Origin of the sequence: Streptomyces sp. VRA16 Mangrove soil (assembly GCF_017377775.1) — a bacterium.
GTDB lineage: Bacteria > Actinomycetota > Actinomycetes > Streptomycetales > Streptomycetaceae > Streptomyces.
The window spans coordinates 84,740-108,804 of record NZ_JAFVLN010000011.1 but is presented as its reverse complement, the minus strand read 5'-3'; the positions used below and the strand labels follow the sequence as shown (position 1 = coordinate 108,804).

Here is a 24,065-nt window from a genome sequence, read left to right as displayed (position 1 = left end):
CTGTGCACCTGGAGGTACGCCATGAAGCTCACGGTTTTCGGCGCGACGGGCGGCATCGGACAGGAGATCGTCCAGCAGGCCCTGGACGCCGGGCACGAAGTGACGGCGGTGGTGCGCGACCCCGCGCGGTTCACCGTGACCGGCGAGCGTCTGGAGGTCTTCCGCGCCGACCTGACCGACCCCGAGGCGCTGCGGCCCGCGGTCGCGGGGCGCGACGCGGTGCTCTCCGGGCTCGGCGCCCGCAAGCGCTCGGACGCCGGCGTCGCGACACGGCTCACGCAGGCGGTCCTGCGGGCCATGGAGGCGGAGGGCACCCGCCGGCTGCTGGTCGTGAGCGCGGGCCCGGTGGGGCCGCAGCCGGCCGACTCCCCGCTGGCCGACCGGCTGATGATGGGGCTGGTCGGGGCGGCCCTGAAGCCCGTCTACGTCGATCTGACCGCCATGGAGGCGGAGCTGGCGAACAGCGCGACCGACTGGACGTCGGTGCGTCCGCCCCGCCTCCAGGACAAGCCGCTCACCGGCTCGTACCGGAAGGTGGTGGGCGGCTTCCCGCGCTCGGGCCGCTTCATCTCCCGCGCGGACGTGGCGCACGCGATGCTGGCGATGGTGGACGACCCCGCGACGGTCAAGCAGGGGGTCGGGGTGGCCTACTGAGGCCCGGGGCGCCGGGGCTCAGAGGCTGACGCCGACCGTCACCGGCTCGTTGACGAGCGTCACGCCGAACGCCTCGCGGACCCCGGCGACGACCTCACGGGCGAGCGCGAGGAGGTCCTCGGTGGTGGCCTCGCCGCGGTTGGTGAGGGCGAGGGTGTGCTTGGTGGAGATGCGGGCGGGCCCGGTGCCGTAGCCCTTGGTGAAGCCCGCCTTGTCGATCAGCCAGGCCGCGGAGGTCTTCGTCAGCCCCTCCCCCGCGGGGAACGCGGGCGCCTTCGTGTCGGGCCCCAGACGCTCGGCCACGCGCGCGTGGAAGGCCGCGAACTCGGCGTCCGTGAGGATCGGGTTGGTGAAGAACGAGCCCGCCGACCACGTGTCGTGGTCCTCCGGGTCGAGCACCATGCCCTTGCCCGCGCGCAGCTTCAGGACGGTCTGGCGGGCGACGGTCGCGGGCACCCGGTCGCCGGCCTCGACGCCGAGGGAGCGCGCGGTCTCGGGGTACTTGATCGGCGCGCTCAGACCGCCCGCGTCCTCCAGCTCGAACCGCACCCGCAGCACCACATAGCGGTCGGGGTCGGCCTTGAAGCGGCTGTGGCGGTACGAGAAGGCGCACTCCGCGTTCGGAATCGTGACGGTCTCGCCCGCCTCGCGGTCGTAGGCGATCACCTCGGTGATCGTCGAGGAGACCTCCTGGCCGTACGCGCCGACGTTCTGGATCGGCGTCGCGCCGGCCGAGCCGGGGATCCCGGCGAGGCACTCGATGCCCGCGAGCCCCGCCTCGACGGTGCGCGCGACGGCGTCGGTCCACACCTCGCCGGCCGCCAGTTCCAGCTTCGTGCCGTCGAGTTCGACGCCTCGGGTGGCGATGCGCAGAGCCGTGCCCGCGAAACCCTTGTCGCCGATGACGAGGTTGCTGCCGCCGCCGACGATCAGCAGCGGGGTGCCGGTGGCGTCGGCCTCGCGCACCGCTTCGATCACCTCGGCGTCGGTGGTCGCGGTGATCAGCCGGGTGGCGGGCCCGCCGAGCCGGAAGGTGGTCAGGGGGGCGAGAGGGGCGTCGTGGAGTTCCTGCACGCGCTCCAGGGTACGAGAACGGCCCCGCCGTCCGGGCGGGGCCGTCGCCGTGCCTCACGCGAGGCGCCCGAGCGCGTCCTCCCAGTCGAGCGGAAGGTCCTCGGCGGCCGCCTTCCAGGAGACGAACCTCGCGTCCTTCATGGCGCCGCGCAGGCCCGCCGCCATCGGCCCGTGCGGTGCGGAGGCCGCGAAGTCCTTCAGCGCCCGGGGCGACTCCCAGGCGGACAGCGTCCAGAAGGTGCGCCGGAAGGGCGCCGCCCTCAAGGTGGCCCCGTAGGCGCCGGGCGCGCGCCCCACCTGGCGCCAGATCGTGGGCGTACGGAGGAAGAACCTGAGCGCGCCCCACAGGGTGCGGGTCTCGAAGCGGGAGGCGAAGACGTGCACCTCGGCGCCGGCGGGCGGGGTGGCCGGTGTGGTCCAGGGCAGGGTCGGCATGACGTGCTCCCTTAGGGCAGAAGGGCGACTAGGGCGACTACGGCGACTACGTGGATGGGTGCGGGCCTTCTCGGGCCTTCTTTGCGGGTGTTCCCGGGCGTTCTTTGTGGTCGTTCCCGGGCGCTCTCTGCGGGCTTCCCCAGGCGTTCTCAGGTGTTCAGGCGTTCTCAGGCGTTCTCAGGCGTTCTCGAGGACCGGCTCGGACTCGGCGTCCCGCACTACGTCCGTAGTGCCGCGGCGCATCCCCGGGATCGCCAGGGCCGCCGCGCCCGCCACGGCCACCAGGGCGGCGCCCACCCACAGGGCGGGACGGATGCCGTCCACGAAGTGCTGCGCGGAGTCGTAGCCGCCCTGCGCCGAGAAGATCGACGACATGATCGCGATGCCCAGCGCGCCGCCCACCTCGCGCAGCGCGTTGTTGGAGCCGGAGGCGATCCCCTGCTCCTGTGGCCTGACGCTGCCCATGACCAGGTTGGAGGCCGGGGCGAAGTAGAGCGCCATGCCGACGCCGCTGACGATCAAGGCCGGCAACTGGGCCGCGTACGAGACGTCGGCGGAGACCACGACGGCGAACCAGGCGAGCCCGAGCGCCTGGAGGAAGAGCCCGGTGGCGGCGATGGTGCGCCCGCTGATCCGGTCGGATAGGTACCCGGCGATCGGCGCGACCAGCATCGGCATCCCGGTCCAGGGCAGCATCCGCAGCCCCGCCTCGGTGGGCGAGTAGCCGAGCACACCCTGGAGGAACTGGCTGAGGAGGAAGATCGAGCCGAACATGCCGAGGAACATCAGCATGCTCGCGGCGTTGATCCCGGCGAAGGCACGCGAACGGAAGAGCCGCATGGGGAGCATGGGGTTCTTGCCGCGGATGCCGTGCTGGACGAACCCGGCGAGCAGGGCCGCACCAGCGAACAGTCCGACCAGGACGACGGGGTCGCTCCAGCCGACGATGGGCGCGCGCACCAGCCCGTACACGATGCCGAACAGTCCGCCGCTGGCGAGCAGGGTGCCGGTGATGTCGAGCGGGGCGCCGGTGCCGTACGACTCCTTGAGGCGCAGCCGGGCGAGCGGCAGGAGGGCGAGGCCGACCGGGACGTTCAGCCAGAAGATCCAGTGCCAGGACACGTGCTCGGTGAGAGTGCCGCCGATGAGCGGCCCGGAGGCGACCGCGAGCCCGTTGGCCGCGCCCCAGATGCCGAACGCCATGCCGCGCTTGGCGGCCGGGACGGCGGCGCTGAGCAGGGTCAGGGTCAGCGGCATCATGATCGCCCCGCCGACACCCTGCACCGCGCGGGCGGCGATCAGGGCATCGATCCCGGTGGACATCGCGGCAGCCGCCGAGGCGCCGGTGAAGATGGTGACGCCGACCAGGAAGAGCCGGCGCCGCCCGAACCGGTCGCCGAGCGCGGCGCCGAACATCAACAGGACGGCGAAGGTGAGCGTGTAGGCGCTGACCGTCCACTCCAGGTCGTCGAGGGCCCCGCCGAGGTCCTGGCGGATGGACGGCAGGGCCGTGGTGACGACGAGGTTGTCCAGGGCCGCCATGAATCCGGCGACGCTGGTGATGACGAGGGCCCAGACGGCTCCCCCGCGTGACGCTGTCGGTTCTGTTCGCTGGGACATCGTTCCCCCTGGAGATCCTTGGTTGCTTGCCGCTTTGGTTAGTTATTGATGACTAACTTTCCTGGCCACAAAAATGCGGCCCGCGCACACAGGTGCTCAGTGCATCTCGTCGCAGCCGGTCCAGACCCGGTGACCGGGCGGGAAGCCCATCGACACCAGGACGTTGATCAGCATCCCGTAGGAGAGGAACCGGGTCGTCTGATCGGCGTCGGCACTCATGGCGAGCAGCACCGTGTCGTACATCTCCGTCCACGCCCCGCGCAGTTCCTCGCCGAACTCCGGGTCACCGGCCGCCTCCGCGGCGGCCACGGCCACGTAGATCTGCATCTGCATGAGCAGCATGTCCGGGTCGTCGGCGATCAGGGACAGATACGCGCCCCCCAGCACCGCCTCGACCTCCTCGGGCGCGACGCCCTCGGCCGCCTTGCGGAACACCTCGGTGATGTTCGCGCAGCAGCGCCGGGCCGCGGCCAGGAAGATCGCCTGCTTCCCCGGGAAGAGCCGGAAGAGATAGGGCTGCGAGACACCCACCCGCTTGGCGATCGCTTCGGTCGAGGTCCCGTGGTACCCACCCCGGGCGAACTCGGCGATCGCCGCACGGATGACGCTCTCGCGCCGCTCCTCCGCACTCATCCTGACCATGTGATGAAGTTAGTGGCCAATCACTATCTTCGTCAACCCCTGCCTGTGCGCAAGGACACACGTAAGGGGCGCCCACTCAGGCGGGCGCCCCTTACACACAGCTACATGAGCAGCGGTCAGACCAGCTGGACGACCGCCCGCGACATCCCGAGGACCTTCTGGCCCGCGCTCATGGCGGTCAGGTCGACGCGGACCCGGTTGTCGTCGAGCTTGGCCGCGACCTTGGCGCTGACCTCGACCTCGGCGCCCTTGTCGTCGTTCGGGACGACGACCGGCTTGGTGAAGCGGACGCCGTACTCGACGACGGCGGCCGGGTCGCCGGTCCAGTCGGTGACGACGCGGATCGCCTCGGCCATGGTGAACATGCCGTGCGCGATGACGTCCGGCAGACCGACCTCGACCGCGAACTTCTCGTTCCAGTGGATCGGGTTGAAGTCGCCGGAGGCGCCCGCGTACTGGACGAGCGTGGCGCGCGTCACGGAGAACGTCTGGGCCGGCAGCTCGGTGCCGACCTCGACCTCGTCGAACTTGATGGTGGTCGCCATGGCGATCAGGCCCCTTCCCCGGTGTCCGCGGCGCGCGAGACGAGCTTCGTCCAGGCGGTCACGACGTGCTCACCGTTCTGGTCGTGCACCTCGCCACGGACATCGAGGATGTCGTTGCCCGCGAGCGACTTGATGCCCTCGATGGTGGACGTCACGGAGAGTTGATCCCCGGCGCGCACCGGACGCGTGTAGGCGAACTTCTGGTCACCGTGCACGACCCGGCTGTAGTCGAGCCCGAGCTCGGGGTCGTGGACGACCTCACCCGCGGCCTTGAATGTGATGGCAAACACAAAGGTCGGCGGGGCGATCACATCGGAGTGCCCGAGTTTCCGCGCGGCCTCACGGTCGACATAAGCGGGGTTGGTGTCCCCCACAGCCTCCGCGAACTCGCGGATCTTCTCCCGGCCGACCTCGTACGGGGCGGTGGGCGGGTAGCTCCGCCCCACGAAGGACTGGTCGAGCGCCATGGACTCGGCACCTCCTGAGTTCCTGGTGGTGTTCCTGGGGTCTTCCTGGAAACTGCGGAAAACGGGGCTTTCAACGACACGAGGCCGCCCCCTGACGGGGACGGCCTCGTGTACGAGCCTGATTTATCGCGTCTCGCGGTGCGCGGTGTGCGCGTTGCAACGCGGGCAGTGCTTCTTCATCTCCAGTCGGTCCGGGTTGTTACGCCGGTTCTTCTTGGTGATGTAGTTCCGCTCCTTGCACTCCACGCAGGCCAGCGTGATCTTCGGGCGGACGTCGGTGGCAGCCACGTGAGTGCTCCTTGACGAACGGATGGGACTGGATTAACGCATAAAAGAGTAGCCGATCGAAGGACCGACCCCACAATCGGCTACTGTCAGTAGCGGTGACCGGACTTGAACCGGTGACACAGCGATTATGAGCCGCTTGCTCTACCGACTGAGCTACACCGCTTTGATGCGATCACCCTCACCCGGAGGTGAGGGATCTTCACACCAGAGCCCCAATGCGGAATCGAACCGCAGACCTTCTCCTTACCATGGAGACGCTCTACCGACTGAGCTATTGGGGCGAGCGAGGAAGACATTACACGGTTGCGCGCCGATCGCCCAAATCCGTTTCGCCGACCCGCTCACCGGGCATGGCCGGGCCCCTTCCCGGGTGCCTCAACCGCCCCTGGGACCCCATCAGTACGACTATTGCGTCGCTCCCCGAAGCGCACCGGCCACCGCCCTAGGCTCGACCCGTTCTGAGTGATCTTGTTCCCGAGATCCGCGTCCGAGCCTCTGGAGCCCGATGACCGACAGTCCGCCGCCGCAACCTCCCTCGCCCGGCTCCCCCGGCCCCTCCGGCTCGTCCGACGACTCCCCCGACAACACCGGGCTGCTGCTGTGCGGAGCCCGGCTCACCGACGGCAGGACCGTGGACGTACGCCTCGGCGGCGGGCGCATCGAGGCGGTCGGCACGGCCGGCAGCCTCACCGGGAACGGCGCACGCGTGGACCTGAGCGGCTATCTCCTGCTGCCCGCCCCGGTGGAGCCGCACGCGCACGGCGACACGGCACTGTCGGCGGACGGCGACGGGCCGGTCTCCTACGACCCCGAGGAGGTCCAGCGCCGGGCCACCGAGGCCACCCTGCTCCAACTCGGGCACGGGGCCACCGCGGTCCGCTCCCATGTGCGGATCGGCGAGATGGAGGGGCTCGGCTCACTGGAGGCCGTGCTGCAGGCGCGGCGCTCACTGGTGGGGCTCGCGGACCTGCGGACGGTGGCGATGCCCCGGCTGCTCACCGGGGCCGCGGGGGCCAACGGCCTCGCGATGCTGCGGGACGCCGTGAAGATGGGCGCCTCCGCGGTCGGCGGCTGCCCGGACCTGGACCCCGACCCGATCGGCTACGTGGAGGCGGTCCTGGAGGTCGCGGCCGAGCACGGCTGCCCGGTCGACCTGCACACGGACGGGGCCGATCCGGCGCGGCTCGGGCGGCTCGCGGCGGCCGCGGGCGGGGTGCGCACAGGCGTCGTCGTCGGCCCGCTCGGCGGGCTCGCGCGGCTGCCCGGCGAGGCGGCGCGGCGGGCCGTCGACGGGCTCGCGGCGGCCGGGGTGGCCGTGGCGTGCCTGCCGCAGGGCGGGTGCGCGGGGGTGGACGCGCGCGGGGTCGCGCCGGTGCGGCTGCTGCGGGCGGCCGGGGTGCGGGTGGCCGCGGGCAGCGGGGCGCTGCGGGACGTGTCGAACCCGGTGGGCCGCGGCGATCCGCTGGAGGCCGCGTATCTGCTCGCCTCGCGGTACGGGCTGCGCCCCGAGGACGCGTACGCGGCGGTGAGCTCGGCGGCGCGGGCGGCGCTCGGGCTGCCCGAGGTGCGCCTGGAGGCGGGTTTCCCTGCGGAGTTGCTCGCGGTGCGGGGCGACCGGCTCGCGGGGGCGCTCTCGCTCGCGTACAGCCGGATCGTCGTGCACCGGGGGCGGGTGGTGGCGCGGACCAGTGCGGTGCGGGAGTACTGCGACTCGGCCGCCGCCGTCGCGCTCGATCTGCCGCGCCAGGGGCGGGCGGCCAAGCACGGGGGCGGCGGGCCGGCTTAGGGCTCGGGCAACCCAACTACGCGCGCGTGGTCGCACTTTGGCGACCACGCGCGCGTACGCATTGGTGATGGACCGTCAGAAGTCCTCGTCCGGCGAGCCCAAGGAGCCCGACTCGAAGGAGCCCGAGTCCTCCGTGAACCCCGGGCCGCCCATGCCGAGCATGCCGCTGCCCGACAGGAGGTCGTCCAGGGAGATCTCGGTGGCGCCCGACGGGGCCTTGATGTCGCTCGCCTCGCCGAACTTCACGTAGATCGGCGCCTTCACGCCCTTGGCGTCGTCCGCGAGGGCGGCGGCGTCCAGGGAGACGCGGGTCAGGGCCCCGTCCTTGATGGCGAAGTCGACGGCGACCTTCTTGTTCGGCGCGTCCTTCAGGTCCTTGGAGGTGGGGAACTCGGCGCCTTCGGGCAGCTCGTCGGCGAGCGGCCGCAGCCGGTCGAACAGGTCCGTCAGGAGCGTACGGAAGGGCGCCTTGGCGGTGACGTGGTCGACGCCGTCCTTGCTGCCCTTGTCGGAGAAGGTGACGTTGTGCGCCAGCGCGCCGCGCACCGCCTTCATGATCTTCTTCTGGGTGGCGGCGTCGACCGAGTCCGAGTCCGGCTTCTTGCCGGTCTTCTTCCCGGCGCTCTCCTCCAGGGCCGCCGTGTCGAACGAGACCCACTTGCCGTCGAGGACGTCCCTGACCGCGTCGCCGTCCTTGCCCTTGGGCAGCTCGTCGTCGGTGGGCGCGGGCACGCCCGCGAAGTCGGCGAACGCGTCCATGTCCATGCGGTAGTACGCGTGGTCGCCGACCATCCGGTACTCGGCGAGGACACCGTCCGGGCCGGTCACCTTCAGACCCGCGCCGACGATGTCCTTCTCGCCGGAGTCGGCGAGCGGCTTCTTGGAGCGCACGGAGAGGGTGATGCGGGACTTGGTGAGGGCCTTCGCCGCCTCCGGCGGCATGGCGTCCTCGCCCGAGCCCGCGAGCTTCATGAGGGCCGACGGGGTCGCGTCCAGGCCCAACTCCACGGACAGGGAGGTCCGTTCCCCCAGCTTGTCCGCCGCGCGGTCGATCTTCTGTGCCGCGGTGAGGTTCTCCACGGTGCCGCAGGCTGCGGTGGTGGCGAGCAGCAGGGCGGCGCAGCCCGCTGCGGTGAGGGTGGTGTTACGTATGACGCTGATGACGTGCTCCCCGATGTCGTCCGCGGCGAGGTCGTCGGAGAACGTGCCGCGGTATCCAAGTGACCCGCGAGCCGCCCAGATGGTTGTGCGGTAAACCGTCCGAGCCGGGCGTACGGTCGGAAACATGCGCATTGTCATCGCTGGTGGTCATGGTCAGATCGCGCTGCGGCTGGAGCGGTTGCTCGCCGCGCGCGGGGACGAGGTCGCGGGCATCATCCGCAGGGCGGAGCAGGGCGACGACCTGCGTCAGGCCGGTGCGGAGCCCGTGCTGTGCGACTTGGAGTCGGCGTCCGTGGAGGAGGTCGCCGCCCATCTGCAGGGTGCGGACGCGGCCGTCTTCGCGGCGGGCGCGGGCCCGGACAGCGGGGCCGCCCGCAAGGACACCGTGGACCGGGACGCCGCCGTGCTGTTCGCGGATGCGGCGGAGCGGGCCGGGGTGCGCCGGTACGTCGTGGTGTCGTCGATGGGCGCGGACGCCGCGCACCCCGGCGACGACGTCTTCGACGTGTATCTGCGGGCCAAGGGCGCGGCCGACGACGCCGTACGCGCGCGTGGCGGACTGGACTGGACGATCCTGCGCCCCGGGTCGCTGACGAACGACGCCGGCAAGGGCCTCGTACGGCTTGAGGCGTCGACCGGGCGCGGGGCCGTGCCGCGCGACGACGTGGCCGCGGTCCTGGCCGAGCTCCTGGACACACCCGCGACGGCCGGGCTGACCCTGGAGCTGGTCTCCGGTTCCGCGCCGGTGTCGGTGGCCGTGAAGTCGATCGCCGGGAACTGACCCGGGCCTCGACGCCGCTCAGAACAGCGGCATCTGCCCCGGTACGTGTGGGACGACGTACCCGTCGAGGGTGTCCATCACGGCGCCGAGCTGGGCCGGGCGGCGCGATCCGGGGCAGGAGACCAGTTCGCCGGCGTCGCGGGCGCCGGGCGGGTCATGGCGGGCGTAGCGGCCCGCCACGACGGCGATCTCGCGGCGGCACTCGGGGCAGTTTCTGCGGCGCGCTGTGGTCGGCATGGGTTCAGTCTGCTGCGTGACCGGCACGGGCACACGGCGAGGTCCTCTCACGGGGGGGCCGGTGCGGCGGGGTTCCGGGGGGCGGGTGCCCTGTGCGGTGGGCGTCCTGTGCGGTGGGCGTCCTGTGCGGTGGGCGTCCAGGGCGGCGATGTCCTGTGCGGCGGGCGTCCAGTGGGGCCAGCCGATGTCCTGTGCGGCGGGCGTCCAGTGGGGCCTGAGTCCCGCACTGCGCGCGCCGTGCAGCGGGCGGAAATCCCTGGACGGTGGTGCCGGGCGCCCGGTAGACCCGTACCGCATGGACGATCACGCGCTGCCGCAGCAGAGCCCGCCCGATCTGCCCGCCCAGGCCCGCCGCCTCCTCGTCGAGCGCTTCCCCGACGCCCTGGGCGCCGTGCTCGGCGGCTCGGCCGCGCGGGGGCGGGCACGGGCCGCCAGCGATCTGGACCTGGCGGTCCTGCTGCCCGACACGGACACCACCCGCCGCGAGCTGATTCGTCACGAGGGCCGCCTCGCGGAGCTGTTCCTGCACACCCTCGGCGACGTCCCCGACGTCCTCGAAGCGGAACGGGAGCAGCGCCGCGGCACCATGCTGTTCATCTACGGCGAGGGCCTGGTGCTCGACGATCCGCACGGCCACCTCGCGCGCGTACGGGCCCGGTCCCGCGCGCTCCTGGAAGCGGGCCCGCCCGCGCTCACCTCGGCCCAGTGGGAGCGCAGCCGCTATGTGGCGACCTGTTTCCTGGACGACCTGCTCGACACCGCCCGTGACGAGCGCCACGAGCAGCTCGCGACCGCCGACTTCCTGCTCCGCGAGGCGTCCCTGCTGCTCACCGCCCACCACGGCGCCTGGACCGGCATCGGCCGCTGGCTCCCGCGCCGACTCCTGGCCGCGGACCCCGACCTCGGCGCGGCCCTGCTCGACGGCCACCTGGCGCTGGCGGAGCGCGCCGACCCGCAGCCGCTGGCCGCGGCCGCGGAGAAGGTCCTGGAGTTGGTCGGGGGGCCGCTGCGGGAGGGGTACGTACAGGTGCGCTGAGCCGCCCCGCCCGCGCCCTGTCCCCCGAACACGACGAAGCCCCCTCCGGAATCCGGAGGGGGCTTCACCCCAAGTGTGGCGGCGCCAGGATTCGAACCTGGGAAGGCTGAGCCGGCAGATTTACAGTCTGCTCCCTTTGGCCGCTCGGGCACACCGCCTTGGGTTTGCTGCCTCGGGCTCCGCGTTTCGGCGGTGCTCGCTGGCAACGACGTAAACAATACCCGATGGATGGGGGTGCTTCGCCACCCGATTGATCGGCGGGCAGGGGCCGGGCGGTGGCTAGGCTTTGCACTCGGTGCAACTCACCGGTGCGCACCCGACCGGGACCCGATCAGTACCGGGTTCCCGGGCGACACGACCCCGATACAAGGAGCCACAGGACATGGCCGACTCCAGTTTCGACATCGTCTCGAAGGTCGAGCGGCAGGAGGTCGACAACGCCCTCAACCAGGCCGCCAAGGAAATCTCGCAGCGCTACGACTTCAAGAACGTCGGCGCCTCCATCTCCTGGTCCGGCGAGAAGATCCTGATGGAGGCCAACTCCGAGGACCGGGTCACGGCCATCCTCGACGTCTTCCAGTCCAAGCTGATCAAGCGCGGCATCTCGCTGAAGTCGCTGGACGCGGGTGAGCCGCAGCTGTCCGGCAAGGAGTACAAGATCTTCGCCTCCATCGAGGAGGGCATCTCCCAGGAGAACGCCAAGAAGGTCGCGAAGACCATCCGCGACGAGGGCCCGAAGGGCGTCAAGGCGCAGGTGCAGGGCGACGAGCTGCGCGTCAGCTCCAAGAGCCGGGACGACCTGCAGGCCGTGATCACGCTCCTGAAGGGCAAGGACTTCGAGTTCGCGCTTCAGTTCGTGAACTACCGGTAGGTCACGGGCGGCGGGTCGGACCGATCAGGTCCGGTCCCTGCCCCACTCGGGCCGATCAGGCCGGACCCTGCCCCACTCGGGCCGACCTGGTCCGCCCGGGTCCGGGTCCGGGTCCGGGTCCGGTCCGGTCCGGTCCGGTCCGGTCCGGTCCGGTCGCGATCTTGGCGCGCGGCGAGGGCGGCATCCGTACGACGACGGGTGCCGCCCTTTTGCGTGCCGGGGGCGGCATCCTTCCGGCGGGCGCTTCCGTCGTGCGTCGCGCTGTGCACTTCCGCGTCAACTTGCCGAGAAACAGCGGCGATCGGCGCGATGCGATGGTCTGCTGAGGAGCGTGGTGTCACGCTGGTGGCACTGCTGTTTCCGCTGCCCTCGGGCAGTGCTGGGAGGTAAGTAGGCATGAGGACAGGGGCTGCCGAGCCGAGAGGGTCGACGCTGGAGCTGGAGCTGTACGGGCCCGATCCTGCGCCGTCCGAACTGGAGGGCCTGCGTCAGGCGCTGGCGGCCGCGGGGGCCGCCCGCGTCGAGCGCACCCTCCTGACCGCTCCGGAGTCCGATCAGCGCGTCGCCGAACTGGTCGAAGTGGCCACGCTGATCGTGGGCGGGGTGGGGAACGTCGTCGCCATCGTGGAGACCGTACGACAGTGGATGGCGCAGCGGCACGCCGCGGCCACGAACCGGGTCGCCGCGTCCGCCGCCGAGGAGGCCGTGCCCCGGGTGCGGGTCACGCTCGGCGAGGACACGCTGGAGCTGGTGCATCCGTCCGACCGGGCCACCGACGAGGCCATCGCCCGGTTCTACGACCGGCACCGGACGGCGAACGGTCCGTCCGGCGGGCCCTCGTCATGATGACCACGCTCCAGGTGCGGGTCTCCGAGCCCCGGCCCGGCCGCACCCAGTACTCGTACGAACTCCGGTCCGGGAACGGGTCGTTGGTGGGCCCCCTGGAGCAGGAGCACACCGTTCCCGTCAGCCAGGACCTGGTCAAGGGGCTGTGCAAGGAGATCGACGAGACCGTCAAGTACGCCGACCCGCAGGACGCGAACGGTCTGCGCGACGAACTCGTGCGGCTCGGCGGCCAGTTGTACGACGCGCTGTTCCCGCACACCGGCCGGCTCGATCTCGTACGGCGGCTGCGCGAGGCCACCGGACCGCTGCTCGTGCAGAGCAACGAGTCGCTCGTACCGTGGGAGCTGCTCCACGACGAGGAGGACTTCCTCGGGCTCTCCCACGACATCGGGCGGCGGGCCAAGGTGGACGGGCCCGTGGTGGACGGGCGCAGCAGCGACCGGATCGGGCGGGCGCTGATCGTCGGCGACACCATCGGGGATCTGGCCGAGGCCCGCGAGGAGATCGCGCGGATCAGTGAGTGGCTGGGCGAGCGGGGTGTGGAGTGCACCGTGCTGCGCGGGGCCGAGGCGACCATGACCAGGGTGGTCGGGGAGCTCGCCGACAAGACGGCGCCCTACGACCTGTTCCACTACTCGGGGCATGTGTCGGGCGAGCCGGACGCCGCGGGGCTGCTGGTGCACGACCGGAAGGTCATCGGGCTGGACGCCCTGCAGCCGCTGGCCCGGCGCGGGGCCCCGCCGATCGTGTTCGTGAACGGGTGCGCGTCCGCGTCCGGTCTGGCCACGCTCGACTCCGGCTCGCGGGCGCTCGCGCAGGCCGCGCAGACCATGAACGCCTGCATGTCCTTCATGATGATGGGCGCCAAGACCGTCGTCGGGACGCGGACGCCGGTGGGTGACGCCAGCGCGCTGAAGTTCGCCGAGGCGTTCTACGGCCAGCTCAGCGAGCAGACCGAGGCCGGGGCCGCCGTGCGCGGGGCGCGTGCCGAGCTGGCCGGTGAGGGGGACGCGACCTGGGCGTCGTTCGTGCTCTACGGGGACCCGAGCGTACGGATCACGGCGAAGGCCGCCGTGCCGACGCCGACGCCGTCGCCCGACGAGTCCCGACAGCAGCTGCGCTATTCGCCACAGGCCCTTGAACTGCTGCGCACGGCCCGGCGGTTCGGGCGGATGCGCGGCCTGGTCACCTCGGTGGATCTGCTCACCGCGCTGCTCGACACGGACGAGGTGCGGGAGCGGGCCGCCGTGCGCATCGGGTCCCGGCGGCTGCAGCAGCTGACGGCGCTGCTGCGCGAGGTACAGGGCCATGCGCCGGCCGGGGCCGGCCGGCACTCCGGGGACAGCGGGGACAGCGGGGAATGGCATCCCGTCGTCGACATGCCGACCGGTACGAACGGTTCCACCGGCGCCACCGGCGCCACCGGCGCCACCGGTACGAACGGTTCCACCGGTGCCACCGGTGCCACAGGCGCAACGGGTTCCTTGGGTGCGGCCACGTCCACGCGAACGGACGGCGCCTCCGTCAACGGCGCTTCCGTGCAGAGCGGCACCGGGCGGGTCGCCTTCTCCGACACCATCGCCCGGGTCATCGAGGGCGCCGACGCGGCCGCAGTGGCCGACGGGCGCGACACCGTCGAGGTCGACGACATCGCGGTCGCGTTCCTGGACACCGGGGGCGGCAACTGCGGGGAGCTGCTGCGCCTGTTCGGCGTACGGCCGGAGCGGCTGCTCTCCCCCACGGCCGCCTCCGCCGAGCGGGCCGACAGCGACGACCGGCGGCTCGATCTGTCGGCGCTGGGGCCCGGCGCCGCCGCGGCGGTGCGCAGTGCCCGGCTGCTCGCGGCGACCGGTGAGAGGCGGATCAGTACGAGTCTGCTGCTGCAGGCGTTCGCGGTGGCGGGCAGCGAGGTGCTGCGCGGCGCGCTCGCCGAGCAGGGCGAGGAGGGGCTTGCGGCGTACCGGCGGATGGCGCGGCTGGGGCGGCCACGGCCCAGCGAGTTCTACGCGCGCACCCGCGACAAGCTGGAGCGGCTGACCGCCCAGGCGACGGAGAACGGTGCGCTCGTCGGCGAGGAGGCACTGCTCGCGGAACTCCTCGCCGACGAGGACTCCACGGCCCGCAAGATGCTCATCAAGCTGGGCGTGGAGCCGGAGTTGCTCATTCAGGCGCTGCGGGACGATCGGGACTCTCCGTAGGGGCGCCGCTGTCGGTGCCGGTCGCCTGGTCGGCGGCGGCCCCCGTACCCGTGGCTGTGCCGGCGTCCGCGTCCAGGAGGGCGAGGCCCGTGCGTGCGGTGCGGTCCTGGGGGCGGCGGGCCGCGGCCTGCTGCCACTGGCGCCGGGCCTCGGCCCTGTCCCCCAGTTCGTAGCAGGCCAGGCCGAGCGCGCTGCGGGCCTCCGCGTCGTGCGGGCACCAGTGCACGATCGCCGCGAAGCGGTCGCGGGCCGCGGCGAAGTCGCCGTGCCGGGCCGCCGCCAGCCCCTCGTTGAACAGCCGCGCGGTGTGGGTGCCCAGACGCACGTAGGCGCGCAACGGCGTACCGCACTGGCGGCAGCTCTCGGCCGCCACGTCGTTGTGCGCGCGGCAGCGCGGGATGGGGCAGACGACCGCGATCGTGGCGTCCGCCCCCGGCGCCGTCGCCCGAGCGGCCTGAGCCGCCTGCGCCGCCTGCGCCGCCTGCGCCGCCTGCGCCGCCTGCGCCACCGTCTGTGCGGTCGCCTGGGCCGTCACTGGTGCCTCCCCTGGCCGCCGCCCTGGAGGAGGATCGGGACGCCGGACTCGGTGCCGCCGTCGATGTCGATCAGCATCCGGGCGAGCTGGCGCAGTCGCGCGTTCACCTTGCTGATGTCGCGCAGCACGCCCTCCGGGTCGCCGGCGATCCGGGGCTCCATGAGGCGCAACTTGTTGTGGATATCGGCCAGTTCGCGGGACTCCGCGGTGCGCCCGGTGGCCCCGGCGACGCGGATCAGCTCCTCGGTCCCCTTGAGGTCGGCCTGGAGCTGGGCGCTCGCGCGGACCGCGGGCGGGATCTCGGCGGCGGCGCGCTCGGTGCGCATCAGGTCCTGCAAGTAGCCGAAGACGCGGTGGAGGCGCTGGATGACCTCGCCGTACGCGCGCTGGTCGCCCGCCGCGTGCGCCTGCTCGCCGCGCAGCCGCTGCTCCTCGATGCCACGGGCGATCTCGGGGGCGTCGAACGTCTTGCCCTCGGGCACCCCGTGCTCCACGAGGTGGGCGTGCAGGCCGAGGCAGTCGGCGACCAGTTCGTCGAAGTCCCGCTTGGGCGGCTGGAGTTCGTTGCCGAACCGGGAGACCTCGTCGGCCACCTGCTCCAGTTCGCGGAACTCGTGGACGGCGGCGGCCACGTCACCGCTCCGCTTGGCCTCCTGGAAGGCCCGCTCGGCCATCTTCCACTGCGCCTTCGCGGTGTTCTGCGGGCCCGCGGGGAGGTAGCCGACGTTCTCCTGGAACCGCTGGAGCAGCTCCTCGGCCTCCGCCTCGCTCGGCATCTCGCGCTCGACGGGCAGCTCGATCGGCACGTCGAAGGAGACCTCGCCGATGGAGCCGCGCACCGCGATGGCCGCGTTCTCGAACATCGCGACGTTGAGGTGGATCGCCGTGCCGCGCGGGGTCGACGACGGGACGAGGACGGTGATCACCTGGATGGGCACGCTCTGCTGGAACAGGCGCAGCTCGACCCGCTCCTTGCCCGGGTGCGCGAACTCGAACGGCCGCTCGTACGGCAGCTGTTGCATCGCCGGTACGAGCTCTTCGCGGCCGGTGCGGCCGTCGCCGTAGTCGACCTCCATGAGGACGGCCTTGGCGGTGATCGCGGCGCCGCCGGTGCCCCCGGTGGGACGCTGCTCACCAGAGGTGTGGGCGAGCTGGCGGCCCGCGGTGGCGCGCAGGTCGCCGTAGGCGTCGTAGACCTCGAAGGTCAGGTTCGACTCGCTGTCGGGCTGTACGGGGACGTCGCGGAAGGCGAAGGCGCCCTCGGCGGAGAGGTCGACCGTGTCCTCGAACCCGGCGGTGGTCAGGCGGACCTGGCCGTCGGTGAGGTCGAGGGCGCCGGTGAGCGCCTGCACCGTGCCGCCGACCGACGTCGTGGCGCGCCCGGTGGTGGCGGTGCCGTGGAAGGAGACGCGGACGGTGCGCTCGGCGTCGTAGACCGAGAGTCCGCCGACGGCCGCCGCGCGGACGGCGGCGCCGAGGGCGACGACCGTGTCGACCTGCTCGTAGACCGGTCCGTCGCAGGCGGCCCTGACCTGGCGCGGGGAGTCGGGGGCGGGGGCCGCGCACAGCTCCTCGGTGACCATCTGGCGCACCAGCGGCATGTGGGTGGAGCCGCCCGCCAGGATGATGTGGTCGACGTCGGCGAGGGTGATGCCCGCACGGTCGGCGGCGCGGGCGATCGCCTCGTCGCAGTAGGTGAAGGTGCGCTCGATGAACGGCCGTGCCACGTCGTCCAGTTCGGCCCGCTCCAGCAGCGTCTCGATGACGACCGGTTCGCCCTCCTTGTCGGTGAGGCGGCCGGTGTCGCGCAGGATGTAGTCGGTGCGCTCGGACAGTGCCTTCTTGGCGCCCTCGGCGAGGATCTTCAGCTGGCTGAAGCGCAGCGCGTCCTCGGGGTCCTTCTCGGGGTCGAGGTCCAGCGCGTATCCGTCGGCCTGGAGCATCTTCTGCAGGTGGCGGGCCATGGCGGCGTCGATGTCGTCGCCGCCGAGCCGGTTGTTGCCGCTGATGCCGAGGACTTCGAAGGTGCCCGCGGTACAGCGCAGGACGCTGACGTCGAAGGTGCCGCCGCCCAGGTCGTAGACGAGGAACGTGCCGTTCTGCGTCGCCGTGCGCCAGCAGTAGTGGCTCGCGGCCGCGGTCGGCTCGTGGAGCAGGCCGAGGACCTCCAGACCCGCCTGCTCGGCGGCCTCGCGGGTGGCGTCGATCTGCGGCTGGTCGAAGTAGGCGGGGACGGTGACGACGGCCCGGTCCACGATCCAGCGGACACCTTCGGTGTCGAAAGCGGCGACGTCGTTCTCGATCTGCCGCTTCATCTCGGCGAGGATCTCGGCGGAGACCTGCTGCGGGGTGTGCGGCTGCCCGCCGAGGTTCACGGTCGTACGCGTCCCCATCAGCCGCTTCACCGAGGTGACCGGCTCCGGGCTGCTGCCCTTGCGCGCGAACGCCTTCCGCCCCACCACCGGGTCGCCGCCGGCCGGGGAGCGCCACACGCAACTCGGCGTCGTCGACGACTTCGTGACCGGGTCGCGGTGAATGATGATGTCGCCATCGGCGGGATCCATGACCGCGACGGCACTGTTCGTCGTACCGAGGTCGATACCGACGGCCTTGCTCACGATCTGCTGCGTCATACGTCGTCGTCCGTTTCGCTTCCGCTGTCGTCCGGAGTGGTGGGGGCGTCTGGCTCTGTCGGTTCGGTCGGCTTCTTCGGTTCGGTCGGTTCAGTCGGCTTCTTCGGCTCAGTCAGGTCAGTCGGCTTCTGAGGTGCCTCCGGCTCGGGGGAGCCCATGAAGACGCGGGCCAGACGGACCACCGCGCCGTGGTGGAACACGGCGGGGTCGTCGGTCTGGGCGACCGTCTCGGCGGTGAACTGCGGGCCGTAGCGCCAGCCGATGGGGTCGACCCAGTCGGCGACCTCGTCGGCGGGCAGGCCGAGCGGGTCGCGCACCTCGACGCCGTCGTCCCGCAGGGTCTGCAGCATCTGCTCCTTGAGGATGCGCAGCCTACGGTGCAGCCGCGCCTGTCCGCCGTCCACGAGGGTCTGCTCCGCCAGGGCGACCAACTGCTCCAACCGACCCACCAGAGTGGCGAGTTCGAAGACGGTGTCGCGGGCGCCCGACGCCGCCCGCGCCGCCTCGCCGCGCGCCGCGCTCAGGTCCTCGTGGCGGCGCTGGAGCACTCCTGCGAGCTCGGCCTGCGGGGAGACCGCCTCGTCGCCCCCTTCGGGGAGGGGCCGCTCGGTGAACTCACCCCAGTCCAGGGCGGGTCCGGCCGCGGTCACGGCTTCAGCCGAAGAGGACATCACGGGCCTCCAGTTCCGGGCCCGGGGCGTCCGGCGCCGGGCGCTCCAGGGCGGCCCGCGCCGCGTCGGGCACGGGCCTGTGCAGTTCCCGTACGACTCTTCGTACGGCGGAAGGCAGGTCGAAGGCGTCGGGGGTGAGGCGGTATCGGCGCAGGTCGGCCGGGTTCGTACGGTGTCTGCGCACGAACGCCTCCCAGGCCCGGTCCCGGTACTCGGTGCCCGGCGGCTCGGTCAGGGCGTGCCGCATCCGGGTGCGCGGATGCCCGATGAGCTCGCGCATCGCCCAGTCGTACAGGGCGCGTTCCTGCTCGCTGCCTGCCGTGCGGATGCCGTCCTCGGCCCGCTCGACGACGCTCTGCTGATCGGCGTCGGAGGGCAGGCCGAGGACGTGGAAGGGGTTGGGGCGGCGGTCTGCCGTGGTCATTTCAGGAATCTCCTGATCATCTCCTCCGCGCGGGTCAGGTTCTCCGCGGCGGTCTTGTTGGCGGGGTGCAGGTCGAGGGCCTCGCGCAGCAGCGGCTTCGCGGCGACCAGGCCGAGCAGCGCCTCCGTGTCGCCCGCCGGTGCGTCGTTGGCCGCGTTGATGAACACCACCGCGCGGTTGTTGAGCAGCGCGGACAGCGCGTGGTTGGTGTCCGGTACGAGCTTCGGGTCGTCGGTGATCTCGGGGGCGAGGACGAGGACCTCACGCAGGCACCGCTCGGCCACGTCGAAGTCGCGTGCCTTGAGCTCGCGCTGGCCCTTGCCGTACAGGGCGTTGGCGCGGAGCTGGACGTGCGTCGCGTGCACGTCCTCGGTGTCGGGGATGCCGTCGAGCAGGGCGAGCGCCTGGTCGTAGCGGGCGGCCCTGTTGTGCTCCCGCACGGGGACGAAGACGAGGTCCTTGCGGCGGGAGTCGAGGAACTTGCCCACCTCCCGGTTGCCCGGGTCCCACTCCTGGGCCTGTTCCAGGAAGCGGACCGCCTCCGCGTTGCGGCCGTTGAGCAGGCCGCGCTCCAGGAAGTGGAAGCCGAGGACCTGGTTCTCCTTCAGGTGCGGGCGGTTGGGCACGGACCGCTCGGCGAGCATCTCCGCGTACGGGATCGCCTTCTTGAGGATCGCGCGGACCGTGTCCCAGTCGCTGAGCCGGTACAGGCCGAACTGCCACTGGTTGTGCCAGTCCAAAACGGCGGTCAGTACGGGGACGGGGGCGAAGCCCTGCCGGATCGCGGTGTCCAGCAGCGTGATGCCCGTCTCGTAGGCACGGTCCACGCCCACGGGCAGGCCCTCGACGGCGGCCGGGTCGTCGACCCGCTCGGTCGCCGTACGCACCAGATCGGCGGCCCAGTCGTCGAGCAGCCGCCCCGCGCGCGTGGCGGCGCCGGCGAACAACTGCGGGTCGACCCCTTCGGGGACAGCGGCGGCCAGCGGCCCGCCGGCCAGAAGCGCACGCGTGGCGTCCGGTCCTTCCTGTACGGCACGCAGCACGCGCAGGTGCGCGGCGAGGTCGTCGGGCCGGTCCGCGTCCAGGGCGCGGGCGCCGTGCAGCCGGTGCAGGGCGAGGAGTTCGTCGACGAGTTCGCGGCGCAGCTCGGCGGCCGCCTCCTCGTCGTCGATGCCCACGTGGTCCCAGAACGCCGGGTGAGCGAGGAGCAGCGCCCACAGGGCGGTGGCGGCGGTGAGCTCGGGGCCGGGGACCCCGGCGCGGGCCAGGGCGGCCAGGGCCTCCTCGCGGTGCAGTACGGCGAGGGTGTGCGGCAGGGCGAGGTCGTCGGGGTCGCCGATGTCGAGCAGGGCCGCGAGCTCGCGCAGTATGGCGTCGGGCCGGTCCCGCTCCAGGGCGTGCCACAGGGCCGGGTAGAGCTCCGCCGCCTCCTCGACGGCCCGGTACCTGCCGCGCCGCTCGAATCCTGGTACGGCGCTGGGGAACAACGCGGCGAGCAGGGCGTCGATACGGTCGTCGCGGTCGAGGTGCGCGAGGTGGACGTGGACCGGGTGCTCCGCGGGCAGGTGCCGCGCCGCCCGGCGCAGCAGGTCGAGGGCGGCGGTCGTGTCCCCGGCCTCGTGGGCGGTGACCGCGCGGTGGCACAAGTAGGCGCCGTACTGCTCCCGTTCGGGCGCCCCGGGCCCGGCCGCCCCCAGGATGCGCTGCCACAGCTCGTCGGCCGTGGGGTGGTCGCCGAGCGCGACGGCGCAGTGGGCGAGGGTGCGGAGGGGGTCGGGGGCGGCGGGAGCGGCGGGGTTCTTCGCGCGGGCTGGGTTCTTCGCGCTGGCGGGGTCCTTTGCGTCGGCCGGGGCGGAGGCGAGCCCCGGGGCCGGGGCGGAGGCCGTCGCCTTGGAGGCGGTCCCCTGGGCCGGAGTGGAAGCCGTCGCATTGGAGGCGGTCGAGGTCGCGGTTGTCCTCTGCGACGGGTCGGAGGCCATAGGTCCGTCGGAGGCCATAGGTCCGTCGGAGGCCATAGGTCCGTCGGAGGCGGCGACCTTCTCTCCGGTGGAACCGGGGCCGCCCCGCTGCCCGGACGGGCCCGCCGGACCTGCCGGGCTTGCCTGACCTGCCGAACCTGCCGGGCCCACCGGACCAACCGGGCCTGGCTGGCCCGCCGGACCTGCCTGGCCTGCCGAACCTGCCTGGCCCACCGGACCAGCCGGACCTGCCGAACCTGCCTGGCCTGCCGGACCTACCCGGCCTACCCGGCCATCGGCTGACGCCCCGGCCCCCGCGGAACCTGATCCCACCGCTCCCACGGCACCCGCGCGGGCCGAACCAGGGCCCCCTTCCCCGTCCGGCGCAAGCGCCTCCGGTTCCGTCGCGAGTGCCGCCGCCTGGGCCCGGACGATGCCGACCAAGGCGTCCCCGCGGCCGTCGCGCCGCTTGGCGCGGGCGACGCGGGCGCACAGGGCGGGGACGACGGCGCCGAGGTCGAGGAGCCCCGCGAAGTCGGCCGGGTCGTGGTCGGCGAGGCCGCGCGTGAGCACGGTCGCCGCGCCCGCCAGGTCGGCGTCGGCGAGGGCGGCGGCCTGCGCCGTCAGGAGCGGGGCGGTGAGGCCGGGCAGTCCTTCGGCCGGCGGCGGTTCGCGGTCGGACCCGCCGTCCAGGACGTGCGCGAGGAACTCGGCGGCCTGCCGGGCCGGGTCGTCCGCCCCGGCACCGGCGGCCCGGGTCTCGGGGCCTTGGGGAACGGCGTCGACGGCCCCGGCCGCCCCGAGGCTCCCCGCGCGCAACACCCGTACCGCCGCTTCCCGCCCCTCCGCGCCCAGCACGTCCGCCGCCGCGCCCAGCGCCGCCAGCGGGCCGCCGCCGGGCGGGGCTCCCTCGGGGCCATGGCGCAGGACGAACTCGGCGATCAGCTCGGCCTGTTCGGGATCGGGATCACGGCCGCCGACAGGATCCGGTGCGAGGGCACGCGCGCGGGACAGTGCGGCGGCCAGCCCGGCCCCCTCCCCTGCGGGGGCCCAGTCGATGAGCGCCTCCACGAGGACCGGCTCGGCACTGTCGGGCTCGGCCAGGAGCTGGGCGAGCCCCAGTAACCGGGCGAACTGCGGCCGGTGCCGCACCACCCGCCACGGGGACCGACCCCGCCCCGGACGCAGCGCCCGCTCGGCGAGGAGCCGCGCGGCCTGGCCCAGCTCACGGGCCTGCCCGGGCACGGGCGGCACCGCGTCCTGCCCGGTGAGCGCGGCATCCGTGAGACGGGCGGCGGCCTGCTCGGCCTCCTGCTGCGCCGCCTCCACCGCGCCGAGCGCCCAGCGCACGGCGGCACCGCGCAACCCGATGACCCCCAACTCGTAGCGCGCCCGCGGGAGTTGTCGTACGGCACCGCGCTGCAACCTGCGCTCCGCCGCGCGGGTGTCGCCGCGGAGGATCTCGGCGCGTGCCCGCAACAGCTCGGCGGTGCGGCCGACCGCGCCCTCCAGCAGGGCGTGCACCGCCTCCGCGTCCCCGACCTGCAGCGCGGCGGCGGCGCGGACCTGGGCGGCCCGGTCGCGGCCGAGGGCGTGCGCCTCGACGAGCAGCCGGGCGGCGCGGATCGGATCGGCGGGCTGGGCCGCGACGCCCTCCCACAGCCGCTGCTCGGCCCGCGGCAGCCGCTGGAAGAGGGGCAGCCCGATCAGACGGCCCACCTCGCGCGCGTGCCCGCGCTGCAGCTCGGCGGCGAGCATCGTGCGCAACGCTTCGAGGCGCTGCGGCAGCGGGCGTCCGCGCAGGTCGAGCTGGTCCCAACCGGGCAGGTCCCCGGCGGGGCGCCGGCCGTGGGCCATCCGCAGCCGTGCCCGGACGACGGGCGCCAACGTCCCCGCCTCCGCCGCCAGTCGCTCCTGTACGTCCGCCGGCAGGGTGCGGTCGGGGTCCGCGTCGAGCAGCAGGCAGACCAGCGGCCAGGGTGCCCCGGCGCCGACGGCCTCGGCGATCTCCCGGCGGCGGCCGTCCAGGAGCCGCCCCCATGCCGCGTGGTAGGCGAGGTCTTCGCGCTCGGGCTGCACGGCAGCGGCCCGGGTCAGCGCGTCGTGGGCGGCACTCGCGCGGCCTTCGAGGAGTTGGCGGCGGCCCAGCGCGTACCGCACCCACGGCGCGGTGTCGGGCCCCTCCGCGATCCCGGTGAGCCGCGCCGCGTCGAGCGGCTGCTGCGCGGCATCGGTCACGAGGGTGTCGTCGTCCAGCCAGGCCAGCGTCCGGCACAGCTCGACGAGCTGCCAGGCGCGGGGCGTCAGCCGGTCCTCGCGGCCCGCGACCGCCGCCCTGACCTGGCTGTGGCGGCCCGCCTGCAGATGGGCGGCGACCAGTCCGTGCACCGCCACCGGGTCGGTGGGGTCCGCGCGGCAGGCGGACTCGAAGTGCGTGGCGGCCTCGTCCGGGCTGCCGTTCAGCAACAGCGCGGCGAAGCCGAGCGCCCGGTCGGTGACGGGGGCGCCGGGGTGGGCCGTGGAGAGTCGCGCGGCCAGCGCCGCGGCCCGCTCCACGCGCGCGACGGGGTCGTCGAAGTCCGTCGCCAGCAAGCGGCGTACGTGGTCCAGGACGGCGGCGGGCGGCCGCCCGTGCCGGCCGAGGAGGTCGGCGTAGACGTCGAGCGCCGAGTCGTTGTCCGCGCCCGCTTCGACCAGCGCCACGGCGGCGCCGACCCGCGCCTCCTCGTAGGCGTGCGGGGCGCGGTACAGGCGGATGAGCAGGACGATGCCCCAGGCGCGGTCGTCGGGGGTGGCGCGCTGCAGCACCGCGCGGGCCAGCGGTATCCACGTCTGGTGCAGCCCGACGCGGCCCTCCTTGGCCAGCTGCTCACCGATCTCGGCGAGGCGCCGCAGGTCGTCGAAGTCCAGCAGCGGGCGGAACCTGGGTTCCAGGAAGGATTCCTGGAACGGCAGCCACAGCGGCGCGGTCTGCTCCGCACGCTCCTCGAACCCCTTGAGGAGCTCCCGCATCCGGGCGAGCGCGCGGGCGTCGTCGGCGTCGGCCAGCGCTCCGGCCCAGGCGTTCTCCAGGCGTCCGAGTCCGGACAGGCTCTTGCGGATCGACCGCTGTGGCTGCATCCCTCACCCCCCGTTCCGCCCGAGCGGCGGACTCGCCGACGCCCCGACGACTCCCGCACCACCGCACGGCCGTAACGGCCCGC

At 73.0% G+C, this 24,065-nt stretch carries 21 protein-coding genes and 3 tRNA genes; 7 read left to right on the top strand and 17 right to left on the bottom strand.

Annotated elements, in window-relative coordinates; genetic code table 11:
* Window positions 1-21 precede the first annotated feature (21 nt).
* Complete coding sequence (locus J3486_RS27515; RefSeq protein WP_207824916.1) at window positions 22-654, top strand: NAD(P)-dependent oxidoreductase; 633 nt, start codon at window positions 22-24, stop codon at window positions 652-654.
* Window positions 655-672: 18 nt separating this feature from the next.
* Here J3486_RS27515 and J3486_RS27510 read toward each other — a convergent pair whose 3' ends face one another.
* From J3486_RS27510 to J3486_RS27470, 9 genes are all read right to left on the bottom strand, one after another.
* Window positions 673-1,728: a UDP-N-acetylmuramate dehydrogenase gene (locus J3486_RS27510; RefSeq protein ID WP_207824914.1), complete on the bottom strand. Its 1,056-nt coding sequence runs from the start codon at window positions 1,726-1,728 to the stop codon at window positions 673-675.
* A 54-nt stretch (window positions 1,729-1,782) separates the two neighbouring features.
* Window positions 1,783-2,163: a DUF3291 domain-containing protein gene (locus J3486_RS27505; RefSeq protein WP_207824911.1), complete on the bottom strand. Its 381-nt coding sequence runs from the start codon at window positions 2,161-2,163 to the stop codon at window positions 1,783-1,785.
* A gap of 177 nt (window positions 2,164-2,340) precedes the next feature.
* Entirely contained in the window at window positions 2,341-3,783 is a 1,443-nt protein-coding gene (locus J3486_RS27500; RefSeq protein ID WP_207824910.1) for a DHA2 family efflux MFS transporter permease subunit, read from the bottom strand.
* Window positions 3,784-3,879: 96 nt separating this feature from the next.
* On the bottom strand, window positions 3,880-4,425 hold the full coding sequence (locus J3486_RS27495) for a TetR/AcrR family transcriptional regulator (protein ID WP_207824908.1): 546 nt from the start codon (window positions 4,423-4,425) through the stop codon (window positions 3,880-3,882).
* A gap of 116 nt (window positions 4,426-4,541) precedes the next feature.
* Window positions 4,542-4,970, bottom strand: coding sequence for a MaoC family dehydratase (locus J3486_RS27490; protein WP_207824905.1), 429 nt, complete (start codon window positions 4,968-4,970; stop codon window positions 4,542-4,544).
* Between the two features lie 5 nt (window positions 4,971-4,975).
* Entirely contained in the window at window positions 4,976-5,437 is a 462-nt protein-coding gene (locus tag J3486_RS27485; protein WP_207824901.1) for a MaoC family dehydratase N-terminal domain-containing protein, read from the bottom strand.
* Between the two features lie 123 nt (window positions 5,438-5,560).
* A complete protein-coding gene (rpmG, locus tag J3486_RS27480) occupies window positions 5,561-5,725 on the bottom strand; it encodes a 50S ribosomal protein L33 (protein ID WP_003948671.1) in 165 nt (54 codons plus the stop codon).
* 90 nt (window positions 5,726-5,815) lie between these two features.
* A tRNA-Met gene (locus J3486_RS27475) sits at window positions 5,816-5,888 on the bottom strand.
* Window positions 5,889-5,933: 45 nt separating this feature from the next.
* Window positions 5,934-6,006, bottom strand: a tRNA-Thr gene (locus tag J3486_RS27470).
* A 224-nt stretch (window positions 6,007-6,230) separates the two neighbouring features.
* Between J3486_RS27470 and J3486_RS27465 the strand changes: the two genes are divergently transcribed.
* A complete protein-coding gene (locus tag J3486_RS27465) occupies window positions 6,231-7,511 on the top strand; it encodes an amidohydrolase family protein (protein ID WP_207824899.1) in 1,281 nt (426 codons plus the stop codon).
* A gap of 75 nt (window positions 7,512-7,586) precedes the next feature.
* Here J3486_RS27465 and J3486_RS27460 read toward each other — a convergent pair whose 3' ends face one another.
* On the bottom strand, window positions 7,587-8,798 hold the full coding sequence (locus J3486_RS27460) for a hypothetical protein (protein ID WP_229378685.1): 1,212 nt from the start codon (window positions 8,796-8,798) through the stop codon (window positions 7,587-7,589).
* On the opposite strand from J3486_RS27460, the gene J3486_RS27455 reads away from it, so the two are divergent.
* Entirely contained in the window at window positions 8,797-9,453 is a 657-nt protein-coding gene (locus J3486_RS27455) for an SDR family oxidoreductase (RefSeq protein WP_207824898.1), read from the top strand. The two genes, J3486_RS27460 and J3486_RS27455, sit on opposite strands and share 2 nt — an antisense overlap.
* A gap of 18 nt (window positions 9,454-9,471) precedes the next feature.
* On the opposite strand, the gene J3486_RS27450 is transcribed toward J3486_RS27455, so the two are convergent.
* Window positions 9,472-9,690 (bottom strand): hypothetical protein, encoded by a 219-nt coding sequence (locus J3486_RS27450; RefSeq protein WP_207824896.1) that lies wholly within the window; start codon window positions 9,688-9,690, stop codon window positions 9,472-9,474.
* A 295-nt stretch (window positions 9,691-9,985) separates the two neighbouring features.
* Here J3486_RS27450 and J3486_RS27445 point away from each other — a divergent pair, with 295 nt between their 5' ends.
* Window positions 9,986-10,726: a nucleotidyltransferase domain-containing protein gene (locus tag J3486_RS27445; protein ID WP_207824894.1), complete on the top strand. Its 741-nt coding sequence runs from the start codon at window positions 9,986-9,988 to the stop codon at window positions 10,724-10,726.
* Between the two features lie 76 nt (window positions 10,727-10,802).
* Here the strand turns inward: J3486_RS27445 and J3486_RS27440 are convergent.
* Window positions 10,803-10,884: transfer RNA gene (locus tag J3486_RS27440), tRNA-Tyr, on the bottom strand.
* Between the two features lie 224 nt (window positions 10,885-11,108).
* Between J3486_RS27440 and J3486_RS27435 the strand changes: the two genes are divergently transcribed.
* The 3 genes from J3486_RS27435 (at window position 11,109) to J3486_RS27425 (ending at window position 14,641) form a co-directional block, all read left to right on the top strand.
* Window positions 11,109-11,597 carry a YajQ family cyclic di-GMP-binding protein gene (locus J3486_RS27435; protein ID WP_207824892.1) on the top strand — a complete coding sequence of 163 codons (489 nt, stop codon included), beginning with the start codon at window positions 11,109-11,111 and terminating at the stop codon, window positions 11,595-11,597.
* Window positions 11,598-11,993: 396 nt separating this feature from the next.
* The gene (locus J3486_RS27430) at window positions 11,994-12,443 is read left to right on the top strand and encodes a hypothetical protein (protein WP_207824890.1); all 450 of its coding nucleotides are present in this window, start codon (window positions 11,994-11,996) and stop codon (window positions 12,441-12,443) included.
* Window positions 12,443-14,641, top strand: a complete 2,199-nt coding sequence (locus J3486_RS27425; protein WP_207824888.1) for a CHAT domain-containing protein — start codon at window positions 12,443-12,445, stop codon at window positions 14,639-14,641. The genes J3486_RS27430 and J3486_RS27425 overlap by 1 nt, the downstream gene beginning before the upstream one ends.
* Here J3486_RS27425 and J3486_RS27420 read toward each other — a convergent pair.
* Genes J3486_RS27420 through J3486_RS27400 form a run of 5 tightly spaced genes read right to left on the bottom strand, consistent with a single transcriptional unit; the run spans window position 14,604 to window position 23,982 of the window.
* Window positions 14,604-15,176 (bottom strand): tetratricopeptide repeat protein, encoded by a 573-nt coding sequence (locus J3486_RS27420; RefSeq protein ID WP_207824886.1) that lies wholly within the window; start codon window positions 15,174-15,176, stop codon window positions 14,604-14,606. The two genes, J3486_RS27425 and J3486_RS27420, sit on opposite strands and share 38 nt — an antisense overlap.
* The gene (locus tag J3486_RS27415) at window positions 15,173-17,809 is read right to left on the bottom strand and encodes an Hsp70 family protein (protein ID WP_207824884.1); all 2,637 of its coding nucleotides are present in this window, start codon (window positions 17,807-17,809) and stop codon (window positions 15,173-15,175) included. The genes J3486_RS27420 and J3486_RS27415 overlap by 4 nt, the downstream gene beginning before the upstream one ends.
* The gene (locus tag J3486_RS27410) at window positions 17,806-18,480 is read right to left on the bottom strand and encodes a hypothetical protein (protein WP_207824883.1); all 675 of its coding nucleotides are present in this window, start codon (window positions 18,478-18,480) and stop codon (window positions 17,806-17,808) included. Before J3486_RS27410 ends, J3486_RS27415 begins: the two co-directional genes overlap by 4 nt.
* Window positions 18,464-18,904 (bottom strand): hypothetical protein, encoded by a 441-nt coding sequence (locus J3486_RS27405; RefSeq protein ID WP_207824881.1) that lies wholly within the window; start codon window positions 18,902-18,904, stop codon window positions 18,464-18,466. Before J3486_RS27405 ends, J3486_RS27410 begins: the two co-directional genes overlap by 17 nt.
* Window positions 18,901-23,982, bottom strand: coding sequence for a hypothetical protein (locus J3486_RS27400; protein ID WP_207824878.1), 5,082 nt, complete (start codon window positions 23,980-23,982; stop codon window positions 18,901-18,903). The genes J3486_RS27405 and J3486_RS27400 overlap by 4 nt, the downstream gene beginning before the upstream one ends.
* Window positions 23,983-24,065 lie beyond the last annotated feature (83 nt).